General features: G+C 63.9%; 9 protein-coding genes and 3 tRNA genes. 7 read left to right on the forward strand and 5 right to left on the reverse strand.

The annotated features are described in order from the left end of the window. Positions 1-65: 65 nt before the first annotated feature. Positions 66-139, forward strand: a tRNA-Cys gene (locus ACCQ00_RS10185). Positions 140-217: 78 nt separating this feature from the next. Next, positions 218-293, forward strand: a tRNA-Gly gene (locus ACCQ00_RS10190). Positions 294-666: 373 nt separating this feature from the next. Here the strand turns inward: ACCQ00_RS10190 and ACCQ00_RS10195 are convergent. After that, positions 667-750, reverse strand: a tRNA-Leu gene (locus ACCQ00_RS10195). A gap of 138 nt (positions 751-888) precedes the next feature. Here ACCQ00_RS10195 and ACCQ00_RS10200 point away from each other — a divergent pair. Then, positions 889-2,181 carry a nucleotide sugar dehydrogenase gene (locus ACCQ00_RS10200; RefSeq protein ID WP_039574233.1) on the forward strand — a complete coding sequence of 431 codons (1,293 nt, stop codon included), beginning with the start codon at positions 889-891 and terminating at the stop codon, positions 2,179-2,181. On the opposite strand, the gene ACCQ00_RS10205 is transcribed toward ACCQ00_RS10200, so the two are convergent. Further along, positions 2,165-3,427, reverse strand: a complete 1,263-nt coding sequence (locus tag ACCQ00_RS10205) for a TIGR03862 family flavoprotein (protein WP_039583895.1) — start codon at positions 3,425-3,427, stop codon at positions 2,165-2,167. The two genes, ACCQ00_RS10200 and ACCQ00_RS10205, sit on opposite strands and share 17 nt — an antisense overlap. A gap of 10 nt (positions 3,428-3,437) precedes the next feature. Next, positions 3,438-3,869, reverse strand: coding sequence for an FKBP-type peptidyl-prolyl cis-trans isomerase (locus ACCQ00_RS10210; RefSeq protein WP_017156625.1), 432 nt, complete (start codon positions 3,867-3,869; stop codon positions 3,438-3,440). Between the two features lie 59 nt (positions 3,870-3,928). Between ACCQ00_RS10210 and ACCQ00_RS10215 the strand changes: the two genes are divergently transcribed. The 3 genes from ACCQ00_RS10215 (at position 3,929) to ACCQ00_RS10225 (ending at position 6,027) form a co-directional block, all read left to right on the forward strand. Continuing rightward, on the forward strand, positions 3,929-4,294 hold the full coding sequence (locus ACCQ00_RS10215) for a DUF6164 family protein (protein WP_039583896.1): 366 nt from the start codon (positions 3,929-3,931) through the stop codon (positions 4,292-4,294). A gap of 99 nt (positions 4,295-4,393) precedes the next feature. Further along, entirely contained in the window at positions 4,394-5,155 is a 762-nt protein-coding gene (locus ACCQ00_RS10220) for a sulfurtransferase (protein WP_039574225.1), read from the forward strand. 224 nt (positions 5,156-5,379) lie between these two features. After that, a complete protein-coding gene (locus tag ACCQ00_RS10225) occupies positions 5,380-6,027 on the forward strand; it encodes a response regulator (RefSeq protein WP_003489223.1) in 648 nt (215 codons plus the stop codon). 601 nt (positions 6,028-6,628) lie between these two features. Here the strand turns inward: ACCQ00_RS10225 and ACCQ00_RS10230 are convergent. Further along, the gene (locus tag ACCQ00_RS10230) at positions 6,629-7,612 is read right to left on the reverse strand and encodes an IS5-like element ISXfu1 family transposase (protein WP_022557821.1); all 984 of its coding nucleotides are present in this window, start codon (positions 7,610-7,612) and stop codon (positions 6,629-6,631) included. 101 nt (positions 7,613-7,713) lie between these two features. Continuing rightward, positions 7,714-11,373, reverse strand: coding sequence for a ribonuclease E/G (locus tag ACCQ00_RS10235; protein WP_039574596.1), 3,660 nt, complete (start codon positions 11,371-11,373; stop codon positions 7,714-7,716). Positions 11,374-11,782: 409 nt separating this feature from the next. Between ACCQ00_RS10235 and ACCQ00_RS10240 the strand changes: the two genes are divergently transcribed. Continuing rightward, entirely contained in the window at positions 11,783-12,769 is a 987-nt protein-coding gene (locus tag ACCQ00_RS10240) for an RluA family pseudouridine synthase (RefSeq protein WP_039574594.1), read from the forward strand. The last annotated feature ends 21 nt before the right edge of the window (positions 12,770-12,790 follow it).

Raw genomic sequence — 12,790 nt, forward strand, 5'->3', positions numbered from 1 at the left:
TGTAGACAAGACCCCGCGTCAGGGGTCTCGTTGTTTCAAGGCAGGATGCTTGGGTTTGATGTTTCGGCCTGGTGGTAGAGTGGTTATGCAGCGGACTGCAAATCCGCGTACGCCGGTTCAATTCCGGCCCAGGCCTCCACATCGCATGCGGTATTCCTGCCATCGACGACGACAGGGCTAGCGCAACGAAGTAACACGCTGTACAATTTCGCTCCACGCGGGAATAGCTCAGTTGGTAGAGCGCAACCTTGCCAAGGTTGAGGTCGCGAGTTCGAGTCTCGTTTCCCGCTCCAAATTCGAACCCCGGATATCGCTCGATATCCGGGGTTTTTTATCGGCCGTTTTTTATTGGCCGGGGACGTTCGTTCACTAAGCGGCTGCCGTGAACTAAGAGCAGTGGCGCTGCGGTGTCCGATAACGAATGCCTGTTCCAGTGCGCGCACATGTGCTTGGGTGCTTTGGACACATGCGTGTGACTGATCGCGTCGGGAAGGATGGCGCAACGCGATGTCGCGTGTACGCCGAGATCGAGAATGCAATCCGGGGCCAGGTGACCACCATGTCGGCTGCACGATGCGAATGACTGGGCATGGACATCATGCGGGCAAGCGTCGCGCGGCGCGAAGACGAGTGCGCATGCGCCGACTCGATTACCTTATAGAGGCGTGCCCGGGGCGGGGGTCGAACCCGCATAGCCTTGCGGCTGAGGGATTTTAAGTCCCTTGCGTCTACCAATTTCGCCACCCGGGCATTGCGATAGCGTGCCTGATTGCGCGGCGATTGTGAATCTTTGCAGCGTACTTCCTGCACTGCCTGGCGTCTGCGGCCTGCGCTATGCTGCCGCCGCATAGCGCGCCGCCACCGGCTGCGCACCATTCAAGGAACCGCATGTCTGGCACTACGCTTCTCGCCCCCGCACAGGGGCGCATCGCCGTCATCGGCTTAGGTTATGTCGGCCTGCCGTTGGCGGTTGCGTTCGGGGAGCAACGTGACACCCTGGGCTTCGACATCGATGCGCAGCGTGTTGCGCAATTGCGCGATGGCCACGATGCCACGCTGGAGCTGGACGATGCCGAATTGGCTGCCGCAACGCAGTTGCGCTACAGCGCAAACGCTGCGGATCTGGCCACGTGCCGCATTTTCATCGTGACTGTGCCGACGCCGATCGACAGCTTCGAGCAACCGGATCTGGAGCCGTTGCGTAGCGCCACGGCCTTGATCGCCGCCGCACTCAAGCCCGGCGACTTGGTGATCTACGAATCCACGGTTTATCCAGGAACCACCGAGGAAGTTTGCGTGCCCTTGCTCGAAGCAGGCTCTGGGCTGCGCTTCAACTACGACTTCTTTTGCGGTTACAGCCCCGAACGCGTCAATCCCGGCGATCGCCAGCGGCGTCTGCGCGACATCCGCAAGATCACCTCGGGCTCGACAGCGGACGCTGCCGATGCCGTCGATGCGCTATACACCAGCATCATCGCTGCAGGCACCTGGCGCGCTCCGTCGATGCGCGTGGCAGAAGCGGCAAAGGTGGTCGAAAACATCCAGCGCGACGTCAATATCGCGCTAGTCAACGAGTTGGCGTTGATTTTCGACAAGCTGGGAATCGACACGCTCGATGTGCTCGAAGCCGCAGGAACCAAGTGGAATTTCCTGCCGTTTCGTCCTGGCCTGGTCGGTGGGCATTGCATCGGTGTGGATCCGTACTACCTGATGCACAAATCCGAAAGCGTGGGCTATCACCCGGACCTGATCCACACTGCGCGGCAGGTCAACAATCGTGTCGGCCGACATGTGGCCGAACGCGTGTGCGGCATGCTGGCCATGCGTGGCGTCGCGCTTGCGCAGGCGAGGGTGCTGGTGCTGGGCGCCACCTTCAAGGAGAACTGCCCGGATCTGCGCAACAGCCGCGCCCTGGAATTGGTGCAGCTGCTGCAGGCCGCGGGTGTGCAGGTGGATACCTGCGACCCGTGGGCAGACCCGGCTGAAGCGCTGCAGCACGGAGGTGTGCACTTACGCGAGACGCCGGAAGAGGGCAGCTACGACGCCGTGGTGCTGGCGGTGGCGCATGCGCAGTATCGCGACTACGACGTCGCGCGGATCGCTGCGCTCGGCAAACCGGGCGCGGTGGTATACGACGTCAAATCGGTATGGCCGCGTGCGGCAGTCAGCGATCGCCTGTAGCGCTTGGGTGGCGCTGCGCTAGCCACCGTACCGCACCGCGTGCGGCGCGTCGGCCGCTGGCGAAACAGGCAGTGAGCAGATAGCCGCCGGTTGGCGCTTCCCAATCGAGCATTTCGCCAGCACAAAATACCCCTGGTTGCGCGAGCGCCATCAGCTGGTCGTCCAGCGCCTCCAACCGCACGCCGCCTGCAGAACTGATTGCTTCGGCCAGCGGACGTGGCCGCAAAAAGCGCAACGGCAACTGCTTGAGCGTGCGTGCGACCAATGCCACATCGTCGCCCGCCTGCTTGCCGAGTGCTTCGTAGAGGAGCGCCGCTTTGACGCCATCGATGCCGACCTGGCGGCGCAGATGCTCGCTGAAACTGCGTCCCTTGCGCGGCTGGGCCAGTTCGGCATGCACGCGTTCGAGCGAGCGGCCCGGAATCAGATCCAGCACGAGTTCGGCGACGCCGTGGGCGTCGATCTGCTCGCGCAGGTCCGCAGCCAAGGCGTAGATCAAGCTGCCCTCGATGCCGTTCGCAGTGGCCACGCATTCGCCCTGCAACGCGTGCTGCATGCCGTTGCCATCCTGCCAGTGCGCAACGACCGGTTTCAGCGGTGCACCTGCATGCCGCTGCACGAAGTGCGCACTCCAATCGATATCGAAACCACAATTGGCCGGCAGCAAAGGCGCAACCGCGATGCCGCGCTGCTGCAATGTTGCTTGCCACTGGCCGTCGGAGCCAAGCTGCGGCCAGCTGCCACCACCAAGCGCCAGCACCACTGCCTCTGCACTGCACTCCACCGCGCCGGTCGGTGCGTCGAAACGGAGTGCGCCGTTTTCAGTCCAGCCCTGCCAGCGGTGCTGCACATGAAACACGACGCCTTGTTCCTTGAGCCGGCGCACCCAGCCACGTAGCAGGGGTGCGGCCTTGCGGTCCATTGGAAAGACACGGCCGGAAGTACCGACGTAGGTCTCCACACCGAGCTCTCGCGCCCAGTCGCGCAGCGCGTCAGCATCGAAGTCCTGCAACCACGCGGAAACCGGTTGCTCACGTTCGCGATAGCGTTGCGCAAACAGCGGCATCGAATCGGAATGCGTGAGGTTCAAGCCGCCTTTGCCAGCGATCAGGAACTTGCGGCCCACCGAGCCCTTGGCTTCGTACAGATCCACCGCCAAGCCTGCTGCGCAAGCCACTTCCGCCGCCATCAAACCGGCCGGCCCACCGCCGATCACGGCCAGCCGCTGCCTGCTCAGATCAGTCATCGTCAGGTACTCAACGCGGCTGCACGCCCAGCAATTCCACATCGAACACCAACGATGCACCGGGCGGTATCACGCCACCGGCGCCGTTGTCGCCGTAGCCGTAATCGGGCGGGGTCATCAAGGTGCGCTTGCCGCCGACACGCATGCCGGCCACGCCATCGTCCCAGCCGCGGATGACCTGGCGGCCGCCGAGTACGAACTGGAACGGCTCGGCGCGATCCAGCGAGCTGTCGAACTTCTTGCCATGTTTGTCGGCGGCTTTTTCGTCGTAGAGCCAGCCGGTGTAGTGCACGGTGACCATTGCGCCTGGTGTGGCCTCTGCACCGGTCCCAACGGTGCGGTCGATCCGCTCGAAACTGGCGATGGTGCCGCCGGAGGGCGGCAGGGCAGGTGCGCAGCTTGCGAGCAACAGGGCGGCAATGAGCGTCAACAGAAAGCGCATGGCAGGGTCCACGGAGAAAGGCGGCCATTATCGCACTTGGCTCCCGGTATCATCGCGGCATGGCCAAGCTACTGCTCAATCTGCGCAATGTCCCCGACGACGAAGCCGACGAGGTGCGGGCGCTGATGCGCGAGCAGCGCGTGCAGATCTATGAAACGCGCCCGAGCAACTGGGGGATTTCCGCCGGCGGTATCTGGCTCAGCGACGATGCCGACTATCCGCGCGCCAAGGCGGCGATGGATGCCTACCAGGCGCAGCGCGGCGCGATTGCGCGCGCCCAGCGCCACGAGGAACTTGCGGCCGGCACGGCGGAGACCTTTGGCGCGTTGCTGCGCAGGCGACCGGTCTTCGTGCTGGTCACGCTGATCGGCATGCTGATTGTCGCCTCGCTGGTGTTGCTGCCGTTTGTGCTGTTGCGCGGCTGAGGTCGCGGCATGACGCGGGTGCAGGCACGTTGCTGCAACGTGCTGGGTATCCCGTTCACAGCGCTCGCTAGGGGCTGCCTGCGGCCCTAAAATAGCCGCATGATTACCAATACCGCCGCCTACCAGTTCGTCACCATCCAGGATCCGCAGACACTTGCCGCCGGCGTGCTCGCGCAGGCCGAGCAGCATGCGCTGAAAGGATCGGTGCTGGTGGCCGAAGAGGGCATCAACCTGTTCCTGGCAGGCGCTGCCGAGCAGATCGGCGCGTTCTATACCTGGCTGCAAGCCGATCCGCGGTTTGCGCAGATGCGTATCAAGTACAGCGAAAGCGCGCATCAGCCGTTCGCGCGGCTCAAGGTCAAGATCAAGCCGGAGATCATCAGTTTTCGTCGCGACGATGCATCGCCGCTGCAAGGTCGTGCGCCGTCGGTGACGCCTGCCGTGCTGCGCGAGTGGCTGCGCAACGGGCATGACGATCGTGGTCGCCCGTTGGTGATGCTGGACACGCGCAATGCGCAGGAAGTGGCATACGGCACCTTCCAGGGTGCGCTGACATTGCCGATCGACAAGTTCACCGACTTGCCTGGCGCGCTGGAACCGCATCGTGGCGCGTTGGCCGATGCCACGGTGGTCAGCTTCTGCACCGGTGGCATCCGTTGCGAAAAGGCCGCAGTGTGGATGCAGGCCGATGGCATGGACAACGTGCTGCAACTGGAGGGCGGCATCCTCGGCTACTTCGAAGAGGTCGGTGGCGAAGGCTACGACGGCCGCTGCTTCGTCTTCGACGAACGCGTTGCGCTGGATCCCGAATTAAAACCCCTGGTGGACGCCGACCGTACCATCTCGCCAGTCAAAATCTGACCGAGCGCGACTGCATTGCCCGATGTCGCCGGTGGCTCAGGCGGGCGCATCATCGGCACACGTTGCAACATCTTGCCTTGAGACATCGCGCCACGCGCACGTCATGCATGATCTAGTGAGGCGTCATAACGCTCTAACTTGGGCGTAATACGTCGCATCGAGCTTGCCCTGAATTATTCACGGAGATAGGCTGCACCAGCCAGCCGCTAGCGAGGACAACAAGGATGACCATCAGAGTTTTTCTGATCGACGATCATGCACTCGTGCGTACAGGCATGAAGATGATTCTGTCCAAGGAAGTGGACGTCGATGTAGTGGGTGAAGCAGAGAGCGGCGAAGCCGCATTGCCGCAGATTCGTCAACTCAAACCGGACATCGTGCTGTGCGACCTGCATTTGCCCGGCGTCAGCGGCCTGGAAATTACCGAGCGCATCGTCAAGGGCGACTACGGTACGCGGGTCATCATCGTTTCCGTACTCGAAGACGGGCCATTGCCCAAGCGTTTGCTTGAGGCAGGCGCCTCCGGCTATGTGGGCAAGGGCGGTGACGCGCACGAGTTGCTGCGCGCGGTGCGTGAAGTCGCATTAGGGCGGCGTTATCTCGGCAACACGATCGCGCAGAATCTGGCCCTGTCCAATCTGGAAGGTGGCGGTTCACCGTTCGATGCGTTGTCGCCCCGCGAACTGGAAGTGGCCTTGCTGCTGACCCAGGGCCTGCGCCAGGAAGACATCGCCAAGCGCCTGAACCTCAGCGCCAAGACCATCAACACGCACAAGGCACGCCTGTTTGAGAAGGTCGGCATCCAGGACAACATTGCGCTGGCGCGGCTAGCCAATCAATACGGTCTGACCGATCCCTCAAGGGTGCTGTGAACCGTTGCCTTGAGTGCGGCGCAGTGGTTGCGCTGCATCGCAAGGTCAGAGCGAACCACATCGTGCAGAGAGGCTCATTGCGTGCTGAGAAATGACGCGCCTCTCACTCAGCAGCGGTTGCTGGATTGCGTCAACGCATAGGTACGCGAAATAGCCTGGCCTGCTGGAGGCGCGCCAGGCGTCGAAACAGGCATTGTCATTCCTGACGTCCCTGCAATGCGCATGAATACACGTCCGCACAGGAAGCTTTCCGCGCTGATTGTCGTCATATGCCAGTAGGTCTGGCGTCGCCGAACTCTCTGATCGAAGGTTTTTTTGCAACCACTCACCACCAGTGGCGATAAACCTCGCCGCTCATGTGGAAGAACCTGTTGCGTCGATGCCTCGCCGGGATCACGACCGGCGGATGCGGCTTGGCGTTAGTGCAGGGCCTAAAAAAAACAGCGGCCCGAAGGCCGCTATTTTTGATGTTGACGTGACCTGTTAAGGATGGTCTGATCAATGCGGCCAGAGGATGCGTCGACCCGCATCGGTAGCGCTGACTACGCTCACACCTTCGGTTTTTCGCTGTTTCCAGCGCATTCTCGGGGCATTCTCCCCATTACAGGCACAACTTCCCAACGGCAGGCATCAACTGCTTCCGCTTCAGCCACAGGTTCGACAGCGCAAAGAGCGTCAGCACCTGCGCGGTGTTTTTGACCAGGCCGCGATAGCGCACCTTGGCATAGCCAAACTGGCGCTTGATCACCCGAAACGGATGTTCCACCTTCGCACGCAGGCTGGCCTTGGTGTGCTCCCAGCGCTTGGCCAACTTCAGTTCGCGCTTGTTCTTGATCTGCTTCAGCTTCGAGGGCTTCTCCGCGATCAGGTAGCGTAGCTTGCGCTTGCCCTTGATCTCATCGCGCTTCTCAAGCCCGGTGTAGCCGCTGTCCCCACACACCGTGTCTTCCTTGCCATGCAGCAGCTTGTGCGCTTGCGTGATGTCCGCCACGTTGGCTGCCGTGCATTCCACGTGGTGCACTAGGCCGGATTCATCATCCACTCCAATGTGCGCCTTCATCCCGAAGAAGTATTGGTTGCCCTTCTTGGTCTGGCGCATCTCCGGATCGCGCTCACCGTCCTTGTTCTTGGTCGAACTGGGCGCAGAGATAATCGTGGCATCCACAATCGTCCCGCCGCGCAGGCTCTGACCCTTGCGCGACAGATGCGCGTTCACCCGATTGAACAGCTTGCGCGCCAAATCGTGCTGCTCCAGCAGATGGCGAAAGTTGAGAATCGTCGTCTCGTCCGGCACCTCATCCAGCCCGCCGATCTTGGCGAAACGGCGCATCGACACCGTGTCGTACAAGGCTTCTTCCGCCGATGGATCGCTCAATGCATACCACTGCTGCAAAAAGTGGATGCGCAGCATCGTCTCCAGCCGATACGGCTGTCGTCCCGGTTGCCCCGACTTCGGGTAGTGCGGCTCGATCAGCCCCAGCAGCTCCTTCCACGGCACGACCTGCTCCATCTCGGCCAAAAACACCTCACGCCGCGTCCGCTTGCGCTTGCCGTCGTACTCCGCGTCGCCGAAGGTCAGCTGCATCGAAATCGTCTACTCGGGTCGATGATCGATTGTGGCAGATCAGGACGGATTGTTCAGAGTTTCCTTAACCGACCAGGCCACTCGATCCAGTCACCTGGCGATCAGTGATCGCCACGCGGCTTGTTGCTGTCGTCATCCTGCGCCTGCTCGGCTTGGTCCGATGGCGCAACCGGCTTGACTGCTTCGGACACAACCACCGTCGACTTCGGCTTGTCTGCCTGCGATGGCTGCGCTGCTGCAGGGGCTGCCGGGGGCTCGTTGGCCGAGGAGACTGCTGGCGCAGCATCGTTCGGGCTCAACGCATCGAGCATGGTGGTCTGTACCGGAGCATACGGCTTGCGCACGGGCGTGGTCTCAGCCCCTGGGCTTGCCTGCACAACCGTCGAGGTCGAGGTCGTTGCCGCCTCGGCCGATGGCGCCTGCGAAACAGATTGCTCGGCGTGCGACGACGTGACCGTGACTACTGCGGCCTGCGACGCGGGCGTACCTGCCGCAGGTGCCGGTAGGTCGTCAGCGGGCGTTGCAGGTGCCGTCTGCACCGGCGCTGCTTGCACCGACGGCGTTGCCACGTCCGCCGACACAGCGCGCCGCTGCTGGTCGGCCTTCGCGGCCTCGGCCTCGGCGGCAGGTGCAGCCGCATCTGCCGGCGCAGGCTGGTGCTGGCTGCCTGTCGCCGCATCGTTGGTCACAGGCGATGCAACAGCCGGTGCCGAAGCCGTGGTAGCCGACATCGGTGCCGTCCCGGCGGCTGGAGCCACCGCAGGTGCCGGCGTGGATGCCACAGGTGCGGAGGCGGCAACCGGGGCCGGGGCAGCGGATGCCTGCTGCGCGACCGGCGCGGGGCGCTGCTCTGCAGCCTGTGCGGCCTCACCATCGGTGCTGACGGCAGTCGACGCGGTCGCAGCCGGCGCAGGCTTGGCGGGTGTGTCCGTGGCAACGGCGGGCGCAGCAGGGCGATCCTGAGCGGTGTCAGCCTTGGCAACAGGTTTTGTTGCTGGCGCTTGCGATGCCGGCACGGCATTGGAAACCGGCGCGGTGGTCGAGGCTGTATCACTGCCGAGCTGTGGCTCTGCACGCTCCTTGGGAACCGGACGCGGCTTGGCGGCTGCCTGGGCTGCCGGTTCCGACTTGGCGCGCACGGCCGGTGCCGGTGCGTCATCGTCGAAATCGAACTCGGGCTGGCCGGCGCGCGGTGCGCCCGAAACATGCGCGTGAGCACCGGCGTCGTCGCCTTCGCTATCGCCATCGAGATCGTTGTCGGTATCGCTGTCCAGATCGTCGCCTTCCAGGCCATCGACGCTGGCACCACCTTCTCCGTTGGCACCGGCGCCACGACGACGACGACGGCCACCACGACGACCGCGGCGGCGACGGCTTCCGCCTTCGCCATTGGCAGCATCGTCGCCTGCGGCATCCTGGGCCGGTGCAGTCGCATTTGCGTCGGCACCGCGATCAGCGGTGGATTCGATCACGGTGACATCGACCGGATGCGCCTGGACCGCTTCATTCGCGTTGGTCTGCGTATTGGTGGGTGCAGCGGCATCGGCAATGGCGGACACCATGCTCGACGTGGTTGCCGTTGCGGCAGTGGAGGTCAGGGTCTGCGCCGCTGCCGTGCCCTCATCCTGGCGGGCCGGACGCGGCTGCCGCTCGGCTGGGGCGCCGTCCTGCTGCGCAGGCGCACGTGGCGGACGTGGGCTCTGGTTCTGCGGCTTGGACTTCTGCTGCTGCGGCTGCTGCTTTGGCGCCTGCGTTTCATTGCGCGGCGGCTTGGGCGCCTGCACCTGCTGCTGTGCCTGTGCGCCGTTCTGCGCACCCTGGCCGTTGGCAGGCTGACGGCGTTCATCGCGGCGTTCCTTGTTGGCGCCGTTGCCATTGCCACCATTGCCGCGTTGCTGGTTGCCACCATTACCACCGCTGCGGGCATCGCGACCATCGCGGCGCTGACCGCCACGCTCGCCGCGTTCGCTGCGGGTATTGCGGCCAGCATCGTTCTGGCGCGGACGCGGGGCCGACTCCGGGGCCGGGGCAACGGGCTCGACGCCGCCGAAGATCCGCTTCAGCCAGCCCACCACGCCGGTGACCGGTGCCGGAATGGGCACGGTCACCACCGGCGCCGGCGCCGCGACAGGCGCGACCGGGGCAGGGGCCTCTTCGCGCACCGGAGCGGGCTGGCTAGGCTTGATCGAAGTCACCGCCGGGGCGGCCGGGATGTTCAACTGCGCCTTGGTCAGCGCATGCACCGGCAACTTGCGCGGGGTGCCGCGCTGGTAGCTCGGCTTGCCGCTTTCTTCGCCCAGTTCGTTCTCGCGCAGGCGCGTGACTTCGTAGTGCGGGGTATGCAGTTGCTCGTCGGCGACGATGATGATCGGCGACTCATGGCGCTGCTCGATTTCACGCAGCGCGCTGCGCTTTTCGTTGAGCAGGTAGTTGGCGATTTCCACCGGGGCCTGGACCAGCACCTGCCCGGTGTTTTCCTTCATGGCGTGCTCTTCGGCCACGCGAATGATCGACAGCGACAGCGACTCGACACTGCGCATGCGGCCATGGCCGTCGCAACGCGGGCAGACGATCTGGCTGGATTCGCCCAGGCTCGGACGCAGGCGCTGGCGGCTCATTTCCATCAGGCCGAAGCGCGAGATACGGCCAAGCTGCACGCGTGCGCGGTCGTATTTGAGCGCGTTCTGCAGCCTGTTTTCGACTTCGCGCTGGTGCTTGGACGAGGCCATGTCGATGAAGTCGATGACCACCAGGCCACCCAGGTCGCGCAGGCGCAACTGGCGTGCGACTTCTTCGGCCGCTTCCAGATTGGTCTGGAACGCGGTTTCTTCGATATCGCTGCCCTTGGTGGCGCGCGAGGAGTTCACGTCGACGGCGGTCAGCGCTTCGGTCTGGTCCACCACGATGGAGCCGCCCGAGGGCAGGCGCACGTTGCGCTCATAGGCGCCTTCGATCTGCGATTCGATCTGGAAGCGATTGAACAGCGGAATATCGTCGGTGTAGTGCTTGAGCTTGCGCAGGCTCTGCGGCATCACCTGCTTCATGAACTCCTGGGCGTCGGCGTACAACTCCGGCGTGTCGACCAGGATTTCGCCGACGTCGGCGCGCAGGTAGTCGCGCAGGGCGCGGATGATCAGGCGCGATTCCTGGTAGATCAGGAAGGCCGCCGGCTTGCTCAGCGCAGCTTCGGCAATCGCCTTCCAGGTCTGCAGCAGATAGTCCAGATCCCACTGCAGTTCTTCGGCGTCACGGCCGACACCGGCGGTGCGGATGATCACGCCCATGTCGTCGGGGATATCGAGCTTGTCCAGCGCTTCCTTCAGCGCGGCGCGGTCTTCGCCCTCGATGCGGCGCGAAACGCCACCGGCGCTCGGCGAATTGGGCATCAGCACCATGTAACGGCCGGCCAGCGAGATGAACGTGGTCAGGGCAGCGCCCTTGTTGCCACGCTCTTCCTTGTCGACCTGCACCACGATTTCCTGGCCTTCGCGCAGCAATTCGCGAATGGTCGCCTTGTTATGGTCGACGCCGGCCTGGAAATAGTCGCGGGAAATTTCCTTCAACGGCAGGAACCCATGACGCTCGGCGCCATAATCCACGAACGCCGCTTCCAGGGAAGGCTCGAGCCGGGTGATGCGGCCCTTATAGATGTTGGACTTCTTTTGTTCCTTGGACGGCTGTTCGATGTCGATGTCGTACAGGGTCTGGCCGTCCACAATCGCCACGCGCAGCTCTTCGGCCTGCGTTGCGTTGATCAGCATTCGCTTCATTGTTGCGTTCCTCACGCGCTCTACCGCGCGGAACGCCGTGACGTTTCGCCTCTGGAACAGCTTGTCGGCCCTTCGCGCAACGCGCGGACAGGCCTGACCAGAGTTTCCAGCGCTGCAACACCACGGCAGGCCGCGGGAGCGCTTGTTTAAGTTTTATAGGTGTTTCAGGGCCGGCAGCCGCGTCCGGAAACACCGGGGCAGCGCACGGGACATGTTCAGCGCAGCGGTCAAAAACCGCCGGCGATGGCCGGGTAGGCCGGTGAGCCGCTAACATGGCCGCCCCGGGGGCGGTGGTCGCGCACTGTGCCGGAATCATCGGAAGTCAGGCTTCTGGCCAATCAACTTCCAACAAAATCAAACCCTTATCTCGCTCGCCGAGTGTAACAGAATAAAGAGCCGGATGACCGACCCCCAGCCCCCCAAGCCGCCGGCCGACCGCGTCGGCGTGCGCATTCTCAAAGTTCCGGAAGACCGTGCTGGGCAGCGGCTGGATAATTTCCTGCTTGGCCAGCTCAAGGGGGCTCCACGCAGCCTGATCTACAAGCTGGTCCGCAGCGGCCAGGTACGGGTCAACGGCGGGCGGGCCAAGGCCGAGCGCAAGCTGGAGGGCGGCGAAGAAGTGCGGATTCCGCCGGTGCGGGTCAACGAAGAGGGCGACAAGGCGGCGCCACCGCCGTCGTTCATGGCCCGGCTGGAGGCGGCGATCGTCTTCGAGGACGCGCGACTGCTCGCCCTGAACAAGCCATCCGGGGTTGCCAGCCACGGCGGTAGCGGGATTAGCTTCGGCGCCATCGAAACCCTGCGGGCGCTGCGGCCGAACCAGAGCCTGGAACTGGTGCACCGGCTCGATCGCGATACGTCCGGCCTGTTGATCGTGGCCAAGAAACGCTCGGCGCTCACCGAGCTGCAGGCCTTGATGCGTGAAGACGACCGCGTCGACGGGCGCGGCATCACCAAGCGCTACCTGACCCTGCTGGTGGGCCGCATGCCCGACGGCGTGATGAGCGTGGACGCGCCGCTGCACATCGGACTGCGCCAGGGAGGGGAGCGGCATGTGCAGGTGAATGCGATCGGCAAGCCATCGCTGAGCCATTTCAAGTTGCTGGAACGGCGCGGCGGGCATTCCTATTGCGAAGTGCGCATCGAGACCGGTCGCACCCACCAGATTCGCGTGCATGCCCAGCACCTGGGGCACCCGGTGGCCGGCGACGATAAATACGGTGCGGCAGACGTCAACAAGCGTCTACGCGACCAGCTTGGTTTGAAGCGGCTGTTCCTGCATGCCGCATCGCTGGAATTCGCACTGGATGCGGGCAAGACACCGTACGTGTTGAGCGCGCCGCTGGCGCCAGAGCTGGCCGAGGCGCTGGACCAGCTCGGTCGCTGACGCAGCCATGGCGGCTGCGCC

The organism is Xanthomonas sp. NCPPB 3761 (assembly GCF_041475705.2).
Taxonomy (GTDB): domain Bacteria; phylum Pseudomonadota; class Gammaproteobacteria; order Xanthomonadales; family Xanthomonadaceae; genus Xanthomonas; species Xanthomonas phaseoli.